General features: G+C 61.6%; 20 protein-coding genes. All 20 read left to right on the plus strand.

The features are described from left to right. The first annotated feature begins 85 nt into the window (after nucleotides 1–85). Nucleotides 86–1561, plus strand: a complete 1476-nt coding sequence (locus tag CAF73_RS17255) for a sigma-54 dependent transcriptional regulator (protein ID WP_003222863.1) — start codon at nucleotides 86–88, stop codon at nucleotides 1559–1561. A gap of 110 nt (nucleotides 1562–1671) precedes the next feature. Then, nucleotides 1672–2883 (plus strand): ATP-binding protein, encoded by a 1212-nt coding sequence (locus tag CAF73_RS17260; protein WP_085703342.1) that lies wholly within the window; start codon nucleotides 1672–1674, stop codon nucleotides 2881–2883. Nucleotides 2884–2888: 5 nt separating this feature from the next. Next, nucleotides 2889–4280, plus strand: a complete 1392-nt coding sequence (locus CAF73_RS17265; RefSeq protein WP_085703343.1) for a sigma-54 dependent transcriptional regulator — start codon at nucleotides 2889–2891, stop codon at nucleotides 4278–4280. A 128-nt stretch (nucleotides 4281–4408) separates the two neighbouring features. Next, complete coding sequence (fliE, locus tag CAF73_RS17270) at nucleotides 4409–4738, plus strand: flagellar hook-basal body complex protein FliE (protein ID WP_011333048.1); 330 nt, start codon at nucleotides 4409–4411, stop codon at nucleotides 4736–4738. 15 nt (nucleotides 4739–4753) lie between these two features. Further along, nucleotides 4754–6541 carry a flagellar basal-body MS-ring/collar protein FliF gene (fliF, locus tag CAF73_RS17275; protein ID WP_085699463.1) on the plus strand — a complete coding sequence of 596 codons (1788 nt, stop codon included), beginning with the start codon at nucleotides 4754–4756 and terminating at the stop codon, nucleotides 6539–6541. After that, a complete protein-coding gene (gene fliG, locus CAF73_RS17280) occupies nucleotides 6534–7553 on the plus strand; it encodes a flagellar motor switch protein FliG (protein ID WP_007958288.1) in 1020 nt (339 codons plus the stop codon). Before fliF ends, fliG begins: the two co-directional genes overlap by 8 nt. A 4-nt stretch (nucleotides 7554–7557) precedes the next feature. After that, complete coding sequence (gene fliH, locus CAF73_RS17285; protein ID WP_085699461.1) at nucleotides 7558–8364, plus strand: flagellar assembly protein FliH; 807 nt, start codon at nucleotides 7558–7560, stop codon at nucleotides 8362–8364. Next, nucleotides 8354–9712, plus strand: coding sequence for a flagellar protein export ATPase FliI (gene fliI / locus CAF73_RS17290; RefSeq protein ID WP_085699459.1), 1359 nt, complete (start codon nucleotides 8354–8356; stop codon nucleotides 9710–9712). The genes fliH and fliI overlap by 11 nt, the downstream gene beginning before the upstream one ends. Before the next feature lie 6 nt (nucleotides 9713–9718). Next, on the plus strand, nucleotides 9719–10168 hold the full coding sequence (gene fliJ / locus CAF73_RS17295) for a flagellar export protein FliJ (RefSeq protein WP_085699457.1): 450 nt from the start codon (nucleotides 9719–9721) through the stop codon (nucleotides 10166–10168). 101 nt (nucleotides 10169–10269) lie between these two features. After that, on the plus strand, nucleotides 10270–10569 hold the full coding sequence (locus tag CAF73_RS17300; protein WP_011333053.1) for an STAS domain-containing protein: 300 nt from the start codon (nucleotides 10270–10272) through the stop codon (nucleotides 10567–10569). A 5-nt stretch (nucleotides 10570–10574) separates the two neighbouring features. Then, nucleotides 10575–12278, plus strand: a complete 1704-nt coding sequence (locus tag CAF73_RS17305) for a fused response regulator/phosphatase (RefSeq protein ID WP_085703344.1) — start codon at nucleotides 10575–10577, stop codon at nucleotides 12276–12278. A gap of 30 nt (nucleotides 12279–12308) precedes the next feature. Beyond that, a complete protein-coding gene (locus CAF73_RS17310) occupies nucleotides 12309–12656 on the plus strand; it encodes an Hpt domain-containing protein (RefSeq protein ID WP_085699453.1) in 348 nt (115 codons plus the stop codon). A 105-nt stretch (nucleotides 12657–12761) separates the two neighbouring features. Beyond that, complete coding sequence (locus CAF73_RS17315; RefSeq protein WP_085703345.1) at nucleotides 12762–14123, plus strand: flagellar hook-length control protein FliK; 1362 nt, start codon at nucleotides 12762–12764, stop codon at nucleotides 14121–14123. A 212-nt stretch (nucleotides 14124–14335) separates the two neighbouring features. Continuing rightward, nucleotides 14336–14839, plus strand: coding sequence for a flagellar basal body-associated protein FliL (gene fliL / locus CAF73_RS17320; RefSeq protein ID WP_085703346.1), 504 nt, complete (start codon nucleotides 14336–14338; stop codon nucleotides 14837–14839). A 9-nt stretch (nucleotides 14840–14848) separates the two neighbouring features. Continuing rightward, nucleotides 14849–15817 (plus strand): flagellar motor switch protein FliM, encoded by a 969-nt coding sequence (fliM, locus tag CAF73_RS17325; RefSeq protein ID WP_003222890.1) that lies wholly within the window; start codon nucleotides 14849–14851, stop codon nucleotides 15815–15817. A 57-nt stretch (nucleotides 15818–15874) separates the two neighbouring features. After that, the gene (fliN, locus tag CAF73_RS17330; RefSeq protein ID WP_085699447.1) at nucleotides 15875–16333 is read left to right on the plus strand and encodes a flagellar motor switch protein FliN; all 459 of its coding nucleotides are present in this window, start codon (nucleotides 15875–15877) and stop codon (nucleotides 16331–16333) included. Continuing rightward, complete coding sequence (gene fliO / locus CAF73_RS17335; protein ID WP_007951949.1) at nucleotides 16334–16792, plus strand: flagellar biosynthetic protein FliO; 459 nt, start codon at nucleotides 16334–16336, stop codon at nucleotides 16790–16792. Then, nucleotides 16792–17550, plus strand: coding sequence for a flagellar type III secretion system pore protein FliP (fliP, locus tag CAF73_RS17340; protein ID WP_039765605.1), 759 nt, complete (start codon nucleotides 16792–16794; stop codon nucleotides 17548–17550). The genes fliO and fliP overlap by 1 nt, the downstream gene beginning before the upstream one ends. After that, nucleotides 17547–17816: a flagellar biosynthesis protein FliQ gene (fliQ, locus tag CAF73_RS17345; RefSeq protein ID WP_007951951.1), complete on the plus strand. Its 270-nt coding sequence runs from the start codon at nucleotides 17547–17549 to the stop codon at nucleotides 17814–17816. Before fliP ends, fliQ begins: the two co-directional genes overlap by 4 nt. A 3-nt stretch (nucleotides 17817–17819) precedes the next feature. Then, a complete protein-coding gene (gene fliR, locus CAF73_RS17350) occupies nucleotides 17820–18605 on the plus strand; it encodes a flagellar biosynthetic protein FliR (protein WP_085699443.1) in 786 nt (261 codons plus the stop codon). Nucleotides 18606–18608 lie beyond the last annotated feature (3 nt).

Raw genomic sequence — 18608 nt, forward strand, 5'->3', positions numbered from 1 at the left:
GGCGTCTACAGGCACAGGGTGTCCTGCAAGCGTCTCGCTTGCCCCTCATTTTGGGCATTGAGTTGACTAGGGAAGTTGCTATTGCATGTGGCGTGAAACCAAAATTCTGCTGATCGATGACGATAGCGTCCGCCGCCGCGACCTGGCGGTGATCTTGAATTTTCTTGGCGAAGAAAATTTACCCTGCGGAAGCCATGACTGGCAGCAGGCAGTCGGCTCTTTGTCGTCTAGTCGTGAGGTCATTTGCGTACTGATCGGGACGGTCAATGCTCCTGGTGCGCTTTTGGGCCTGTTAAAGACACTCTCAACCTGGGATGAGTTCCTTCCGGTTTTGCTGATGGGCGATAATTCTTCGGTTGACTTGCCCGAAGACCAGCGCCGCCGGGTACTTTCGACCCTCGAAATGCCGCCGAGCTACAGCAAACTGCTGGACTCCCTGCACCGCGCCCAGGTCTATCGCGAGATGTACGACCAGGCCCGCGAGCGCGGCCGTCATCGTGAGCCCAACCTGTTCCGTAGTCTCGTCGGCACCAGCCGCGCGATCCAGCACGTGCGTCAGATGATGCAGCAAGTGGCCGACACCGACGCCAGCGTACTGATCCTCGGCGAGTCCGGCACCGGCAAGGAAGTGGTTGCGCGCAACCTGCATTACCATTCCAAGCGCCGCGACGCGCCGTTCGTGCCGGTCAACTGTGGCGCAATCCCGGCCGAGTTGCTGGAAAGCGAGCTGTTCGGTCACGAGAAGGGTGCCTTCACCGGCGCGATCACCAGCCGTGCCGGTCGTTTCGAGCTGGCCAACGGCGGTACGCTGTTCCTCGATGAAATCGGCGACATGCCGCTGCCGATGCAGGTCAAGCTATTGCGTGTGCTGCAGGAGCGCACCTTTGAGCGCGTGGGCAGCAACAAGACCCAGAGCGTCGACGTGCGCATCATCGCGGCCACCCACAAGAATCTCGAAAGCATGATCGAGATCGGCACCTTCCGCGAAGACCTCTACTATCGCCTGAACGTGTTCCCGATCGAGATGGCGCCGCTGCGCGAGCGCGTCGAAGACATTCCGTTGCTGATGAACGAGCTGATCTCGCGCATGGAGCACGAGAAGCGCGGTTCGATCCGCTTCAACTCTGCTGCGATCATGTCTCTGTGCCGCCACGGCTGGCCGGGCAACGTCCGCGAGCTGGCCAACCTGGTGGAGCGCATGGCGATCATGCATCCGTACGGGGTGATCGGCGTGGTCGAGCTGCCGAAGAAATTCCGCTACGTCGACGACGAAGACGAGCAAATGGTCGACAGCCTGCGCAGCGATCTGGAAGAGCGTGTGGCGATCAACGGCCATACGCCGGACTTCACCGCCAATGCCATGCTGCCGCCGGAAGGTCTTGACCTGAAGGATTACCTCGGTGGTCTGGAGCAGGGCTTGATCCAGCAGGCGCTGGACGACGCCAACGGCATCGTGGCCCGCGCCGCCGAACGCCTGCGCATTCGCCGCACCACGCTGGTGGAGAAGATGCGCAAGTACGGCATGAGCCGTCGTGAAGGAGATGAACAGGCGGATGATTGACGCCTGTTTTTCAACTGCTTCATTTATAAGCGGTTTTTTTTAGGCACGGGTATTGCTACATCCCTCGCAACGTTCCGTTTAACTGACGGTCAGCCAAGCGAGAGAGCACAATGCCCCAAGCCTCCCAGATGTCTTCTGTCCCCGAGTCCTCGGGGCAACTGCCGTCCGTAGAGCAGGCGAGCCGCCAAGGGCTTGAGCAGGCATTCGCCCTGTTCAATCAGATGTCCAGCCAGCTGACCGACTCCTACAGCATGCTCGAAGCCCGGGTTACCGAGCTCAAGGGTGAGCTGGCCGTAGTCAGCGCCCAGCGCATGCAGGAACTGGCGGAAAAAGAACGGCTGGCCAACCGTCTGCAAAACCTTCTCGATCTGTTGCCCGGTGGCGTCATCGTCATCGACGGTCACGGCATCGTGTGCGAGGCCAATCCCGCCGCCATCGAATTGCTTGGCCTGCCGCTGGAAGGTGAGTTGTGGCGCCATGTCATCGCCCGTTGCTTCGCGCCCCGTGAAGATGACGGCCACGAAATTTCCTTGAAAAACGGTCGACGCCTGTCGATTGCCACCCGCTCGCTGGATGCCGAGCCGGGGCAGTTGGTGCTGCTCAACGACCTGACTGAAACCCGTCACTTGCAGGATCAGTTGGCCCGCCACGAGCGACTGTCGTCCCTGGGGCGGATGGTCGCATCGCTGGCTCATCAGATTCGCACGCCGTTGTCCGCTGCATTGTTATACGCCAGTCATTTGACCGAGCAGCAATTGCCGGTCGCCACCCAGCAGCGTTTTGCCGGGCGCCTCAAGGAGCGCCTGCACGAGCTGGAGCATCAGGTGCGCGACATGTTGGTGTTCGCTCGCGGTGAGCTGCCGTTGACCGACCGCGTCACGCCCGGCGCCTTGATGCAGTCGTTACAGGCTGCGGCGCTGACCCATGTGCAGGATCTGCCGATTCGCTGGCAGTGCGACAGCCACGCCGGCGAGTTGCTGTGCAACCGCGACACGCTGGTCGGGGCGTTACTCAATCTGATTGAAAACGCGATTCAGGCGAGTGCCGGCGAGGTGCGTCTGAAGGTGCATTGCTATACCCGCGACAACACCTTGCGCCTGTGTGTGAGTGACAGCGGCAGCGGTATCGATGCGGCAGTGCTGGCGCGGTTGGGCGAGCCCTTTTTCACCACCAAAGTCACCGGCACCGGCCTGGGCCTGACCGTGGTCAAGGCCGTGGCGCGTGCGCATCAGGGAGAATTGCAGCTGCGTTCGCGGGTCGGGCGCGGTACGTGCGCGCAGGTCATCCTGCCGTTGTTTTCTGCTGTACAGGGAGCTGAGTGAAGGTCATGGGCATCAAGGTTCTGCTGGTCGAGGATGACCGCTCGTTGCGCGAGGCGCTGGCCGATACGCTGTTGTTGGCCGGCCACGACTACCACGCAGTGGGTTCGGCCGAAGAGGCGCTGAAGGCCGTCGAGCGCGAAGCGTTCAGTCTGGTGGTCAGCGACGTCAACATGCCGGGCATGGACGGCCATCAATTGCTCGGCTTGCTGCGCGCGCGGCAGCCGCAATTGCCGGTGCTGCTGATGACCGCCCATGGCGCGGTCGAGCGCGCGGTCGATGCGATGCGCCAGGGGGCGGCGGATTATCTGGTCAAACCGTTCGAGCCCAAGGCCCTGCTGGATCTGGTAGCGCGTCACGCCCTGGGCAGTCTCGGTCTCAGCGACGCTGAAGGGCCGATCGCGGTCGAGCCCGCCAGTGCTCAATTGCTGGATCTGGCGGCGCGGGTCGCACGCAGCGATTCCACCGTGCTGATCTCCGGCGAGTCCGGTACCGGCAAGGAAGTGCTGGCGCGCTACATTCACCAGCAGTCTCATCGCGCCAGTCAGCCGTTCATTGCGATCAACTGTGCGGCGATCCCGGACAACATGCTCGAAGCGACCCTGTTCGGTCACGAAAAAGGCTCGTTCACCGGCGCCATCGCAGCCCAGGCCGGCAAGTTCGAACAGGCGGACGGCGGCACCATTCTGCTCGATGAAATTTCCGAAATGCCCCTGGGCTTGCAAGCCAAGTTGCTGCGGGTGTTGCAGGAACGGGAAGTGGAGCGGGTCGGTGCACGCAAGCCGATCACCCTCGATATTCGCGTGGTGGCGACCACCAACCGGGATCTGGCCGGCGAAGTCGCGGCGGGGCGGTTTCGTGAAGACCTTTACTATCGTCTGTCGGTATTTCCCCTGGCCTGGCGTCCGTTGCGCGAGCGCACCGCCGATATCCTGCCGCTGGCCGAGCGTCTGTTGGCCAAACACGTCAATAAAATGAAGCATGCGATGGCGAAGTTTTCGCCCGAGGCGCAAGCGTGCCTGATTGGTTATCCGTGGCCGGGCAACGTGCGCGAGCTGGATAACGCGGTCCAGCGGGCCTTGATTCTCCAGCAGGGCGGGTTGATCCAGCCGCAGGATTTCTGTCTCTCCGGGCCTGCGCTGTTCGCTCCATTGCCGGCGGTTGCGCCGGTTGTACCGGTCATTCGCGAAGTCGAGATCGAGGCGGACTCGGCCGGTGCGCTGGGCGATGACCTGCGTCGCCGCGAGTTCCAGATGATCATCGACACCCTGCGCACCGAGCGCGGCCGGCGCAAGGAAGCGGCGGAAAAACTCGGCATCAGCCCGCGCACCCTGCGTTACAAACTGGCGCAAATGCGCGATGCGGGCATGGATGTCGAAGGCTACCTGTTCGCGACCTGACCAGTGGCGCAAACGTTTGAAACGGCTTTTCTGAAAGCGGTGCCCATGAGCTGGCACCGTTGTTGCTAACACCTGAGTACCCGCCGAGTGAGTGTCAAAAAATTGCGGGCCGCCCAAGAGAGTAGACCATGAGCCAAGGTATTGAATTTAATCGGTTGATGATGGACATGAAGGCCATGCAAATGGACGCCATGTCGAAGCCGAAATCGACTTCCGCTGTCCCGGAAGTGGCAGGCAGCAACTTTTCCGACATGCTCGGTCAGGCCATCAACAAAGTGAACGATACCCAACAGGCTTCGAGTCAATTGGCCAACGCGTTCGAAATCGGCAAGAGCGGCGTCGATCTGACGGACGTGATGATTGCCTCGCAAAAAGCCAGCGTGTCGTTCCAGGCCCTGACCCAGGTGCGCAACAAGCTGGTTCAGGCTTATCAAGACATCATGCAGATGCCGGTTTAAGGACGAGATTGAGTCATGGCAGAAGCAGTCGCCGATAACGTTCCGGCCAAGGCCACCCCGATAGACGGCAAACCGCCGCTGTTCGGCCTGTCCTTCCTGGAAAACCTCTCCGAGATGACCGTGCTGCGTCAGGTGGGCCTGTTGGTCGGCCTGGCCGCGAGCGTGGCGATTGGCTTTGCCGTGGTGCTGTGGTCGCAGCAACCGGACTACCGGCCTCTGTACGGCAGCCTTGCCGGCATGGACGCCAAGCAGGTCATGGACACTCTGGCCTCCGCCGACATTCCCTACACCGTCGAACCGAACTCCGGCGCCTTGCTGGTCAAGGCCGATGACTTGTCCCGTGCGCGACTGAAACTTGCGGCCGCTGGTGTCACTCCCAGCGACGGCAACATCGGTTTTGAAATTCTCGACAAGGAACAGGGGCTGGGCACCAGCCAGTTCATGGAAGCGACCCGTTACCGTCGCGGCCTCGAAGGTGAGCTGGCCCGCACCATTTCCAGCCTGAACAACGTCAAGGGCGCGCGCGTTCACCTGGCGATCCCGAAAAGTTCGGTGTTCGTGCGTGACGAACGCAAGCCAAGCGCTTCGGTACTGGTCGAGTTGTACTCCGGTCGTTCGCTGGAGCCTGGCCAGGTGGTTGCCATCATCAACCTCGTGGCAACCTCCGTTCCCGAGCTGAGCAAATCGCAGATCACCGTCGTCGACCAGAAGGGCAACCTGCTGTCGGATCAGGCGGAAAACGCCGAAATGACCATGGCCGGCAAGCAGTTCGATTACAGCCGCCGCATGGAAAGCATGCTGACCCAGCGTGTGCACAACATTCTGCAACCGGTACTGGGCAACGATCGCTACAAGGCTGAAGTCTCGGCCGACATTGATTTCAGTGCCGTCGAATCGACCGCCGAGCAGTTCAACCCGGATCAACCGGCCCTGCGCAGCGAGCAGTCGGTCAACGAACAACGCACCGCCAGCAATGGCCCGCAAGGTGTGCCGGGTGCCCTGAGCAACCAGCCGCCGTCGCCGGCTTCGGCACCGCAAACCACCGGTGGCGCAGCGGCCCCGGCGAGCATGGTGCAACCTGGCCAGCCACTGGTTGATGCCAACGGTCAGCAGATCATGGACCCGGCCACCGGCCAGCCAATGCTCGCGCCGTACCCGGCGGACAAGCGTCAACAATCCACCAAGAACTTCGAGCTCGACCGTTCCATCAGCCATACCAAACAGCAGCAGGGTCGCCTGAATCGCCTGTCGGTGTCGGTCGTGGTGGACGATCAGGTCAAGATCAACCCGGCCAACGGCGAAACCACCCGTGCGCCGTGGAGCGCCGACGAATTGGCGCGCTTCACCCGTCTGGTGCAGGACGCCGTCGGCTTCGATGCCAGCCGTGGCGACAGCGTCAGCGTGATCAACATGCCGTTCTCCGCCGAGCGCGGCGAAGTGATCGCCGACATTCCGTTCTACTCCCAGCCATGGTTCTGGGACATCGTCAAACAAGTGCTGGGCGTGTTGTTCATCCTGGTGCTGGTGTTCGGCGTGCTGCGTCCGGTGCTCAACAACATCACCGGTGGCGGCAAAAGCAAGGAGCTGGCCGGTCTGGGCGGCGACATGGAACTCGGTGGCATGGGCGGTCTGGATGGTGAACTGTCCAACGATCGCGTCAGCCTCGGCGGCCCGACCAGCATCCTGCTGCCGAGCCCGAGCGAGGGTTATGACGCTCAGTTGAACGCAATCAAGAGTCTGGTGGCAGAAGATCCGGGTCGTGTGGCCCAGGTCGTGAAAGAGTGGATTAACGCAGATGAGTGATAACCGAGCCGCCGTCGCCAAACTGTCCCGGGTCGATAAAGCCGCGATCCTGCTGCTGTCCCTGGGTTCGACCGATGCCGCACAAGTGCTGCGCCACATGGGCCCCAAAGAGGTCCAGCGTGTGGGTGTGGCCATGGCCCAGATGGGCAACGTCCACCGTGAGCAGGTCGAGCAGGTCATGAGCGAGTTCGTCGACATCGTCGGCGACCAGACCAGCCTGGGCGTCGGCTCCGACGACTACGTGCGCAAAATGCTCACCCAGGCCCTGGGTGAAGACAAGGCCAACGGCCTGATCGACCGCATTCTGCTGGGCGGCAACACCAGTGGCCTCGACAGCCTGAAATGGATGGAGCCGCGCGCCGTTGCCGACGTGATCCGTTACGAGCACCCGCAGATCCAGGCGATCGTGGTCGCGTACCTCGACCCGGATCAGGCCGGTGAAGTGCTGGGCAACTTCGACCACAAGGTGCGTCTGGACATCATCCTGCGCGTCTCGTCGTTGAACACCGTACAGCCGGCCGCGCTGAAAGAGTTGAACCAGATCCTCGAGAAGCAGTTCTCCGGCAACTCGAACGCCTCGCGCACCACCCTGGGTGGCATCAAGCGGGCGGCGGACATCATGAACTTCCTCGACAGCTCGATCGAAGGCCAGCTCATGGACTCGATCCGCGAAGTCGACGAAGACCTGTCCGGTCAGATCGAAGACCTCATGTTCGTGTTCAACAACCTGGCCGATGTCGACGACCGCGGAATCCAGGCGCTGTTGCGCGAAGTGTCTTCCGATGTGCTGGTGCTGGCCCTCAAGGGTTCGGACGAAGGCGTCAAGGAGAAGATCTTCAAGAACATGTCCAAGCGTGCCGCCGAACTGCTGCGCGACGACCTCGAGGCCAAGGGCCCGGTGCGCGTCAGCGACGTGGAGACCGCGCAGAAGGAAATCCTCACCATCGCCCGCCGTATGGCCGAAGCCGGAGAAATCGTGCTCGGTGGCAAGGGCGGCGAGGAAATGATCTAAGCCCATGGACAAGCATGACGACGATGTGACGGACCTGATCCGTGCCCGGGACGTCCGCGGCTTCGATACCTGGGCCTTGCCCAGCTTCGACCCGCCGAAACCGGAGCCCGAGCCGGAACCGGAGCCTGAACCGCCGGAAATGGAAGAAGTGCCGCTGGAAGAGGTCCAGCCACTGACTCTGGAAGAACTCGAAAGCATCCGTCAGGAAGCCTACAACGAGGGCTTCGCCATCGGCGAAAAGGAAGGCTTTCACAGCGCCACCCTCAAGGTGCGCCAGGAAGCCGAAGTGGTCCTGACGGCCAAGGTCAACAGCCTTGAGCAACTGATGGGCCACCTCTTCGAACCCATCGCCGAGCAAGACACCCAGATTGAAAAGTCGCTGGTCGACCTCGTGCAGCACATCGCCCGTCAGGTGATCCAGCGCGAACTGGCCATCGACTCGACGCAGATCGAACACGTCATGCGCGACGCCCTCAAGCTGTTGCCGCTGGGCGTGGGCAATGTGCGGCTGTACGTCAATCCGCAGGATTTCGAACAGGTCAAAGCCTTGCGCGAACGTCATGAGGAAACCTGGCGCATCGTCGAGGATGAATCGCTGCTGCCGGGCGGTTGCCGGGTCGAGACCGATCACAGCCGGATCGACGCCAGCATCGAAACCCGCGTCAGCCAGGTCATGGCCAAGCTGTTCGACCAGTTGCACGAACAGGCCCTGCACCCGGCTGCGCCGGACCTGAGCCTGGACCTGCCGGAGTCGCCAAAACCGGCACCGGTCGCAGAAGAGCCGCTCGCGGACGCCCCCGATGCGCCTTGAACGCACCAGTTTCGCCAAGCGCCTGAGCACTTACGCCGAGGCCACCGAAATCGCCGGCGCGCCGATCCTCGAAGGGCGCCTGCTGCGCATGGTCGGCCTGACGCTCGAAGCCGAAGGCCTGCGCGCCGCCATGGGCACCCGCTGCATGGTGATCAACGACGACACCTATCACCCGTCCCAGGTTGAAGCCGAAGTCATGGGCTTTTCCGGCAGCAAGGTGTTCCTGATGCCGGTCGGCAGCGTGGCCGGCATTGCGCCGGGCGCCCGTGTGGTGCCGCTGGCTGACACCGGTCGCCTGCCGATGGGCATGAGCATGCTCGGTCGCGTGCTGGACGGCGCCGGACGTGCGCTGGACGGCAAGGGCGGCATGAAGGCCGAAGACTGGGTGCCGATGGACGGCCCGACCATCAACCCGCTCAACCGTGACCCGATCAGCGTGCCGCTGGATGTCGGCATCCGTTGCATCAACGGTTTGTTGACGGTCGGTCGTGGTCAGCGTCTGGGCCTGTTCGCCGGTACCGGTGTCGGTAAATCGGTGCTGCTGGGCATGATGACCCGCTTCACCGAAGCCGACATCATCGTCGTCGGCTTGATCGGTGAGCGGGGTCGTGAGGTTAAGGAATTCATCGAGCACATCCTCGGTGAAGAAGGCCTCAAGCGTTCCGTGGTGGTGGCGTCGCCGGCGGACGATGCGCCACTGATGCGTCTGCGCGCGGCGATGTATTGCACGCGGATCGCCGAGTATTTCCGTGACAAGGGCAAGAACGTCCTGTTGCTGATGGATTCCCTGACCCGTTTCGCCCAGGCCCAGCGGGAAATCGCCCTGGCCATCGGCGAGCCGCCGGCGACCAAGGGTTATCCGCCGTCGGTATTCGCCAAACTGCCGAAATTGGTGGAGCGCGCCGGTAACGCGGAGAAGGGCGGTGGGTCGATCACCGCGTTCTACACCGTATTGTCCGAAGGCGATGACCAGCAGGACCCGATCGCCGACTCCGCGCGGGGTGTACTCGACGGGCACATCGTGCTGTCGCGGCGGCTGGCCGAGGAAGGTCATTACCCGGCCATCGATATCGAAGCCTCGATCAGTCGGGTGATGCCGGCGGTGGTGTCGCCGGAACACATGACTCGCGCGCAATACTTCAAGCAGCTGTGGTCGCGCTATCAACAGAGTCGCGACCTGATCAGCGTCGGCGCCTATGTCGCGGGCGGCGACCGCGAAACCGACACGGCCATTTCCCTTCAACCGCAGCTGGTCAGGTATCTGCGTCAGGGTCTCAACGACAACATCAGTCTGGGTGAAAGCGAGGCGTACCTCAGCACGATTTTCGCCCCGGCGGCCGGCGGGTAATCCGTCATGGCCCTGAGTCGAGCCGCGCGTCTGGCGCCGGTGGTGGACATGGCCGAGAAGGCCGAGAAAACCGCCGTGCAGCGCCTGGGTTATTTTCAGGGGCAGGTGAAAGTGGCCGAGAGCAAACTCGCCGACTTGCATGCCTTCCGTCTGGATTACTCCGAACAATGGATCGTGCGTGGCAGCACCGGCGTGTCCGGGCAATGGCTGCTCGGTTTTCAGGGCTTTCTCGCGCAACTCGACACCGCTGTCGATCAGCAGCGCCAGAGCCTGCAATGGCACCAGAACAACCTGGACAAGGCTCGTGATGCCTGGCAGCAGGCATTCGCCCGGGTCGAAGGTCTGCGCAAGCTTGTACAACGCTATATGGAAGAAGCGCAGCGCGCCGAAGACAAGCGCGAACAGAAGCTGCTGGACGAATTGTCCCAGCGTTTGCCGCGCCACGAGGCGTTTTGACGGGCAGATCTCGCACAAATCCCGACGCCATCGCGCCTTGCCCATGGCCCCTCCAAGTGCTAAACCTTGTACACGTTCGTCAATGACAAGGAAGCCAGTACATGTCAGTCGTTACAGAAGTCTCTGCGGACAAGAAAAAATTGACGATTTCGGTCAAGGGGCGATTCGATTTCGCCAAACATCAGGAATTTCGCCAATCCTACGAAAAAGAGCAGCCCGAGTCGGTGATTGTCGACCTCAAGGAGGCGACTTATCTCGACAGTTCGGCACTCGGCATGCTGCTTCTGTTGCGTGATCACGTCGGTGGCGACGACTCGGAAATTCGCGTGGTCAACAGCAGTTCCGACGTGAAGAAAATCCTCGCCATCTCCAACTTCGACAAACTGTTCGACATCAGTTGACGGCCATGCAGCCGCAAGAGCCGCTGACAATCCTGATCGCCGAAGACAGTGCCGCCGACCGGCTGCTGTTGTCGACCATCGTCCGTCGTCAGGGGCATGAAGTGCTGACGGCCACCCACGGTGCGGAGGCGGTCGAGGCGTTTATCCGGCAAAAGCCGCATCTGGTGCTGATGGACGCCATGATGCCGGTGATGGACGGGTTCGAAGCCGCGCGGCAGATCAAGAAGCTGGCGGGTGAGAGCCTGGTGCCGATCATCTTCCTCACTTCGCTGACCGAGAGTGAAGCCCTGGCCCGTTGCCTTGAGGCCGGCGGTGACGACTTTCTGGCGAAGCCTTACAACCAGGTGATCCTCGCCGCCAAAATCAAGGCGATGGATCGCTTGCGGCGTTTGCAGGCCACGGTTCTTCAGCAACGCGACCTGATCGCCAGGCATCACGACTATCTGCTCAACGAGCAACGGGTCGCCAAGGCCGTATTCGACAAGGTCGCGCATTCCGGTTGCCTGAGCGCACCGAACATCCGTTACCTGCAATCGCCCTATGCGCTGTTCAACGGCGATCTGTTGTTGGCCGCGTACACCCCGTCCGGCGACATGCATGTGTTGCTCGGTGACTTCACCGGTCATGGATTGCCCGCGGCCGTCGGCGCGATGCCGCTGGCCGAAGTGTTCTATGGCATGACCGCCAAAGGTTACGGTCTGCCCGAGACCCTGCGGGAAATGAACGCCAAGCTCAAGCGCATCCTGCCGGTGGACATGTTCTGTTGCGCCACGCTGTTGTGCCTGAGTTTTCAGCGACGTTCGGTGGAGGTCTGGAACGGCGGCATGCCTGACGGTTATCTGCATTGCCTCGCCACCGGGGAGCGTACGCCGCTGGCGGCACGCCACTTGCCGTTGGGGGTGCTCAGCCCGCAGACCTTCGATGACCGCACCGAGGTTCACCCGATGGCGGTGGGTGACCGGGTATTCCTGCTCTCGGACGGGGTCATCGACACCTGCGATGCCAACGATCAGTTGTTCGGTGTCGAGCGCTTGCACAAGGTGTTCGCCGCCAATCGCCAGCCGGATCGGCTGTTCGAGGAAATCGAGCAGGCGTTGCAGGACTTTCGCGGCCAGGCCCGGGACGATGTGAGCATGGTCGAGGTCAGCCTGCTGGAAATGGCGCAGGTCAATCCAACGGCGCCGGTGTATTCCGACAGTGGCCAGTCCTGTCCGCTGGACTGGTCGGTGAGCTTCGAATTTCGCGGTGCCACGCTCAAACGCTTCAATCCGCTGCCTTACCTGTTGCAGTTGCTGCTTGAGGTGCATGGCTTGCGGGCGCAGAGTGGCGCACTGTACAGCGTGCTGGCCGAGCTTTATTCCAATGCGCTGGAACATGGCGTGCTGGGTCTGGATTCGAGCCTCAAGCGCGATGCCTCAGGTTTCGCCCGTTATTACGAGCAGCGCAATGCGCGCCTCGAGGCCTTGCAGGACGGTTACGTGCGCGTGCATTTGCAGGTGCGGCCGGAAGGCGAGGGCGGTTGTCTGGTGGTGCGGGTCGAGGACAGCGGCCAGGGATTCGATGTCTCGCGCGTGATGGAACAGCCGCTCGACGATGTCCGTCTGTCGGGACGCGGTGTCAGTCTGATCCGGCAGTTGAGCAAAAACCCGAGCTGGTCGGACGATGGTCGCAGTGCTCGCGTGGAGTTTTTCTGGGAGGCTCTGGCATAATCCGCGCATTCTTGATCAAGGAGTGAACAAGTGGCTGATACACATGTGGACCACGAGGCGCTAAGCGCGCTGCGGGAAGTGATGGAAGACAGCTATCCGGAACTGCTGGATACCTTTCTTGCCGATTCCGAAAATCGCCTGCGGGAGTTGCAGCAGACTGCCGATGCCGATGCATTGTCATCCGTTGCGCACAGCTTCAAGGGCAGCAGCAGCAACATGGGCGCGATTCGTCTTGCGGTGTTGTGCCAGGAGCTGGAACAGCATGCCAAAGACAAAAGCCCATCTGAAATCATCAAGCTGGTCGCCGATATCCATAGCGAATTCGCCGATGTGCGGCCTGTTTATGTGGCCGAGCGGCAACGCTCGCTGACGCACTGAACCTGCCGTCGGGCGGTTTTGTCGCAATTCTGACGAAACTGGCCCGGCACTTGCAGTCATCTATCCCAACTGTACCTACGATCCCAGTGCAGCGGAGACCGTGCCATGCCTGCAAGCCCCAACATTCTTCTTCAGACCGCCGCCCAGGCCAAGGCGCAAGCTGCCTCGGCCAAATCATCGGCAGTGGCCGCAGAGCCCGGGGACAAGGCCTCCAGCTTCGCTCAGGTGTTCGCCGATCAAGGCCCGAACAAACCCTCGGTGAGCATCGACAATCCGGCAAAACCTGCCCGTGACAAGGTGGCTGACAACAGCGGCAAGAAAGACCTGGGCAAGGATCAGTCTGCCGCCCCGGCGCCGGCGGTTGCCGATAGCGGCAAAGCCTTGCCCGCCGACAAACCGGCGACGGCGGCAACGGACGACAAGACCGCTACTGATGACGACACCGCTGACACCGCGACAACTCCCGTGGTTGAGGCTGCGCCCTTGGATCCGACACTGGTGGCGGCGGTAGAGCCGGTAGTCACTGCGCCAGTGGTGACCACTGCGGTTGTTGATGCCACCGCGAAACCGCCAGCCGATCAATCTGCCGTGGCGGCATTGCCGGGTATGGTCAAGGATCCGGCACCGGCCACTGACCCGGCTTTCGACCCCGAGGCGGATCCGCTGGATTCGCTGCCTGCCGTGCGCATGGCCATGGAGCAGAGTGGGCACATTTCCGCGTCCAGTCAGTCTCAACCCAAGGCCACCCCGGCCCAGGCTCAGGCTGACGGTGAATTGACCTCGGCGCAGAACTTCGCTGCCGGCATGGCCAGCATGCTTGATGTGCAGGCGGACAAGGACAGCACCAGCCAGGGCGGCGAAAAGGCATTCAGCGGTCTGATCGATGACGGCCTGAAAGACCTGAAGACTGCCACCAGCGACACCCGCGTGGATGATTTCGCCAACCGTCTGGCGGCGCTGACTCAGGCTGCCACGCCGAAAACCGCCAACGCGGTGCCGGTGAACCAGCCGATTGCCATGCACCAGAACGGCTGGACCGAAGAAGTGGTCAACCGCGTCATGTACCTGTCGAGCAACAACCTGAAGGCGGCTGACATCCAGTTGCAGCCGGCCGAGCTGGGACGGCTGGATATTCGGGTGAACATGGTGCCGGACCAGCAGACCCAGGTGACCTTCATGAGTGCGCATCCGAGCGTGCGTGAAGCCCTCGACGGTCAGATGCACCGCCTGCGCGAGATGTTCACCCAGCAAGGCATGGGCCAGGTCGACGTCAATGTTTCCGACCAGAACCGTGGCTGGCAGGGCCAGGGCCAGGAGCAGGCGCAACAAGGCCAGACGGGGCGCACCCGTGCTGCTGGTGGTCGCCTGGACTCTTCGGAAGAAGAGTTGACGTCTGCGACCATGGCTGAAGCGGCTGCTACGGCCACACACGTGATCGGCTCCAGCGCCGTCGACTACTACGCCTGATATTCAAGGCAAATTAACTGTGGGAGCGAGCTTGCTCGCGAAGGCTTTTTGACGAACAACACCTGTGTTGAATGTTAAGCCGCTTTCGCGAGCAAGCTCGCTCCCACAGTTGTTTGCGCTGCCCCTGTCTACCCCTCCAACACTTCTGGCATAACACTTGCTCTTGCCTTGCCGTGCGACTGTGAAAACCCGATTAGTGACGGATTATTGGCATGGCGAAGAGCGAAGCTGCAGCAGTAAAAGACCCCGCAACCAAAGGCAAACTCAAGCTGATCATCATGATCGTGCTGGGTCTGTTGCTGGCGATCGGTACGTCCGTGGGGGCGACCTGGTTCTTCATGCACAGTGCCCAGAGCAAGCCCCAGGCGGCCGTCGAAGCGGCACCGGTCGGCAAGCAACCGGCGATTTTCGAGCCGATGGCGCCGGCCTTCGTGGCCAACTACAACCAGAACGGCCGTCAGCGCTACATGCAGGTGAGCATCACCATGCTGGCGCGCAATCAGGCGGATCTGGAAGCGCTCAAAGTGCACATGCCGGTGATCCGCAACAACCTGGTGATGCTCTTCTCCGGTCAGGATTTCGCCACTTTGGCGACGCCGGTCGGTCAAGAGATGCTGCGCCAGAAGGCCACAGCCAGCGTCCAGGAAGTGGCGCAGAAAGAGCTGGGCAAAGTGGTGATCGAACAGTTGCTTTTCACTAATTTCGTACTGCAGTAGGAACACGACATGGCCGTGCAGGATCTGCTGTCCCAGGATGAAATCGACGCGCTGTTGCATGGCGTCGACGATGGTCTGGTACAGACCGATAACGCTGCCGAACCCGGCAGTGTCAAAAGCTACGACCTGACCAGCCAGGATCGCATCGTCCGTGGACGCATGCCGACTCTGGAAATGATCAACGAGCGTTTTGCCCGCTACACCCGTATCAGCATGTTCAACATGCTGCGCCGCTCGGCGGACGTTGCCGTCGGTGGCGTACAGGTGATGAAGTTCGGCGAATACGTGCACTCGCTGTACGTGCCGACCAGCCTCAACCTGGTCAAGATCAAACCCCTGCGCGGCACCGCGCTGTTCATCCTCGACGCCAAACTGGTGTTCAAGCTGGTGGACAACTTCTTCGGCGGCGACGGCCGTCACGCCAAGATCGAAGGGCGTGAATTCACCCCGACCGAACTGCGCGTGGTGCGCATGGTGCTGGAGCAGGCGTTCGTCGATTTGAAAGAAGCCTGGCAGGCGATCATGGAAGTCAACTTCGAGTACATCAACTCGGAAGTGAACCCGGCCATGGCCAACATCGTCGGCCCGAGCGAAGCGATCGTGGTTTCCACGTTCCACATCGAACTCGACGGCGGTGGCGGCGACCTGCACGTGACCATGCCGTACTCGATGATCGAGCCGGTGCGTGAAATGCTCGACGCCGGTTTCCAGTCGGACCTCGACGACCAGGACGAACGCTGGGTCAATGCCCTGCGCCAGGACGTGCTCGACGTCGACGTGCCGATCGGTGCCACCGTGGCTCGCCGCCAGTTGAAACTGCGCGACATCCTGCACATGCAGCCGGGTGATGTGATTCCGGTCGAAATGCCGGAAGACATGATCATGCGCGCCAACGGCGTGCCGGCCTTCAAGGTCAAGATGGGCTCGCACAAAGGCAACCTCGCGTTGCAGGTGATCGAGCCGATCGAGCGCCGCTGAAGCGGCGCCCTCACTCCCTGATTCTTTTACCGGTTTTTTGCCCGCCGAGGACAAATGATGAACGACGATATGAACACCCAGGACGATCAGGCACTGGCCGATGAATGGGCTGCCGCCCTGGAAGAAACCGGTGAAGCCGGACAGGCCGACATCGACGCGCTGCTGGCCGCCGACGCCAGCGCTTCGGGCTCCAACCGTCTGCCGATGGAAGAGTTCGGCAGCGTGCCGAAAAGCAACGAGCCGGTGTCGCTGGACGGCCCGAATCTGGATGTGATTCTCGACATCCCGGTGTCGATCTCGATGGAAGTGGGCAGCACCGACATCAACATCCGCAACCTGCTGCAACTCAACCAGGGTTCGGTGATCGAGCTTGATCGTCTGGCCGGTGAGCCGCTGGACGTGCTGGTCAACGGCACCCTGATCGCCCACGGCGAAGTGGTGGTGGTCAACGAAAAGTTCGGCATCCGTCTGACTGACGTGATCAGCCCGAGCGAACGCATCAAGAAGCTGCGCTGAGTGAAAAAGGTTCTGGGGGCTTTGTTCGGTCTGGCGCTGGCGTTGCCGTTCAGCGTGCTGGCGGCCGAGCCGGTGGCGACCACCGCAGCGGCGGCTGCTCCGGCCGTCAACAGCGGCGTGGCGGGTCAGCTGACGCAACTGGTGCTGGGGCTGTTGCTGGTGCTGGGGTTGATCTTCTTCCTCGCCTGGTTGTTGCGCCGGGTGCAGCAGGCAGGTCCCGCCGGCAAGGGCCAGGTGATCGAGTTGATCGGATCCCGCGCGCTCGGGCCGCGTGACCGTCTGATGCTGGTGCAGGTGGGCAACGAGCAGATTCTGCTCGGCCTCAGCCCCGGAACCATCACTGCGCTGCACGTGCTCAAAGAGCCGGTCGAGGTGCCGAGCACCGCCGACAAAGCGACTCCGGAATTTGCCCAGCATCTGTTGAAGATCCTCGGCAAGGATCAGAAGGATAAGAAGTAATGGGTGCGTTGCGCATCGTCTTGACCCTGGCCCTGATGTTGGCCGCGCCGCTGGCGTTTGCCGCCGATCCGTTGTCGATCCCGGCGATCACGCTGGGCACCAACGCCGAGGGCGCGCAGGAGTACTCGGTAAGCCTGCAGATCCTGTTGATCATGACGGCGCTGAGCTTCATTCCGGCCGCCGTCATCCTGATGACCAGCTTCACCCGGATCATCATCGTCTTCTCGATCCTGCGTCAGGCCCTGGGTTTGCAGCAGACGCCGTCGAACCAGATCCTCACCGGCATGGCCCTGTTCCTGACGCTGTTCATCATGGCGCCGGTGTTCGACCGGGTGAACAACGATGCCTTGCAGCCGTACCTCGCGGAAAAGCTGACTGCCCAGCAGGCAGTGGAAAAGGCCCAGGTGCCGATCAAGGACTTCATGCTCGCCCAGACCCGCTCCAGCGATCTGGAGCTGTTCATGCGCCTGTCCAAACGTACCGACATCGCCACTCCGGATGCTGCGCCGCTGACGATTCTGGTGCCGGCGTTCGTGACGTCTGAGCTGAAAACCGCGTTCCAGATCGGCTTCATGATCTTCATTCCGTTCCTGATCATCGACCTGGTGGTCGCGAGCGTGCTGATGGCGATGGGTATGATGATGCTCTCGCCGCTGATCATTTCCCTGCCGTTCAAAATCATGCTGTTCGTGCTGGTGGATGGCTGGGCGCTGATCATCGGCACCTTGGCCAGCAGTTTCGGAGGTGTATCGCCATGACGCCGGAAGTAGCGGTCGACATCTTTCGCGAAGCCCTGTGGCTGACAACCATGATGGTGGCGATCCTGGTGGTCCCGAGTCTGTTGGTGGGCCTGCTGGTGTCGATGTTCCAGGCCGCCACCCAGATCAACGAACAGACCCTGAGCTTCCTGCCGCGTCTGCTGGTGATGCTGGTAACGCTGATCGTCGCCGGCCCGTGGCTGGTACAGACGTTCATGGAATACATCACGCAGTTGTACAAAAACATTCCGATGGTCATCGGCTAAGCCATGCAATCGCTGCTTCAGCTGACCGACACCCAGATCAGTACCTGGGTGGCGACGTTCATGCTGCCGCTGTTTCGTGTCGCCTCGATGTTGATGGTGATGCCGGTCTTCGGAACCACGCTGGTGCCCCGGCGTATCCGTCTGTACTTCGCTTTCGCGATCACCGTGGTGATCACGCCCAACCTGCCGCCGATGCCGGCGGTCAGCCCGCTGGATCTCAGCGGTCTGCTGATGATTGCCGAGCAGATCCTCGTGGGTGCGGTGCTGGGCTTCTCCTTGCAATTGTTCTTTCAGGCCTTCGTGGTGGCGGGGCAGATCGTCGCGATCCAGATGGGCATGGGCTTCGCGTCGATGATCGACCCCACCAACGGCGTGTCGGTGGCGGTGATCGGGCAGTTCTTCACGATGCTGGTGACCCTGCTGTTCCTGTCGATGAACGGGCATCTGGTGGTCTTCGAAGTGCTCACCGAAAGCTTCACCACGCTGCCGGTCGGCGGCGGGCTGATGACCACGCATTACTGGGAGCTGGCCGGCAAACTCGGTTGGGTGCTGGGCGCCGCGTTATTGCTGGTGCTGCCGGCGGTCACTGCGCTGCTGGTGGTCAACATCGCTTTTGGCGTGATGACCCGCGCTGCACCCCAGCTGAACATTTTCTCCATCGGCTTTCCGCTGACCCTGGTGCTCGGCCTGTTCATTGTCTGGGTCGGGCTGGCGGACATTCTCAATCAGTATCAACCGCTGGCCACCGAGGCCTTGCAGTTTTTACGCGAACTGGCAAAGGCGCGCTGAGTC

The organism is Pseudomonas sp. B15(2017), assembly GCF_002113215.1.
GTDB lineage: Bacteria > Pseudomonadota > Gammaproteobacteria > Pseudomonadales > Pseudomonadaceae > Aquipseudomonas.

Coding starts and splice junctions, on each gene's coding strand:
- fliR (WP_085699443.1), top strand. CDS start 17,820: ATGCAATCGCTGCTTCAGCTGACCGACACCCAGATCAGTACCTGGGTG.
- fliP (WP_039765605.1), top strand. CDS start 16,792: ATGGGTGCGTTGCGCATCGTCTTGACCCTGGCCCTGATGTTGGCCGCG.
- fliM (WP_003222890.1), top strand. CDS start 14,849: ATGGCCGTGCAGGATCTGCTGTCCCAGGATGAAATCGACGCGCTGTTG.
- fliJ (WP_085699457.1), top strand. CDS start 9,719: ATGGCCCTGAGTCGAGCCGCGCGTCTGGCGCCGGTGGTGGACATGGCC.
- fliG (WP_007958288.1), top strand. CDS start 6,534: ATGAGTGATAACCGAGCCGCCGTCGCCAAACTGTCCCGGGTCGATAAA.
- fliQ (WP_007951951.1), top strand. CDS start 17,547: ATGACGCCGGAAGTAGCGGTCGACATCTTTCGCGAAGCCCTGTGGCTG.
- fliN (WP_085699447.1), top strand. CDS start 15,875: ATGAACGACGATATGAACACCCAGGACGATCAGGCACTGGCCGATGAA.
- CAF73_RS17300 (WP_011333053.1), top strand. CDS start 10,270: ATGTCAGTCGTTACAGAAGTCTCTGCGGACAAGAAAAAATTGACGATT.
- fliI (WP_085699459.1), top strand. CDS start 8,354: ATGCGCCTTGAACGCACCAGTTTCGCCAAGCGCCTGAGCACTTACGCC.
- CAF73_RS17265 (WP_085703343.1), top strand. CDS start 2,889: ATGGGCATCAAGGTTCTGCTGGTCGAGGATGACCGCTCGTTGCGCGAG.
- fliF (WP_085699463.1), top strand. CDS start 4,754: ATGGCAGAAGCAGTCGCCGATAACGTTCCGGCCAAGGCCACCCCGATA.
- fliL (WP_085703346.1), top strand. CDS start 14,336: ATGGCGAAGAGCGAAGCTGCAGCAGTAAAAGACCCCGCAACCAAAGGC.
- CAF73_RS17255 (WP_003222863.1), top strand. CDS start 86: ATGTGGCGTGAAACCAAAATTCTGCTGATCGATGACGATAGCGTCCGC.
- CAF73_RS17260 (WP_085703342.1), top strand. CDS start 1,672: ATGCCCCAAGCCTCCCAGATGTCTTCTGTCCCCGAGTCCTCGGGGCAA.
- fliE (WP_011333048.1), top strand. CDS start 4,409: ATGAGCCAAGGTATTGAATTTAATCGGTTGATGATGGACATGAAGGCC.
- CAF73_RS17305 (WP_085703344.1), top strand. CDS start 10,575: ATGCAGCCGCAAGAGCCGCTGACAATCCTGATCGCCGAAGACAGTGCC.
- CAF73_RS17315 (WP_085703345.1), top strand. CDS start 12,762: ATGCCTGCAAGCCCCAACATTCTTCTTCAGACCGCCGCCCAGGCCAAG.
- fliH (WP_085699461.1), top strand. CDS start 7,558: ATGGACAAGCATGACGACGATGTGACGGACCTGATCCGTGCCCGGGAC.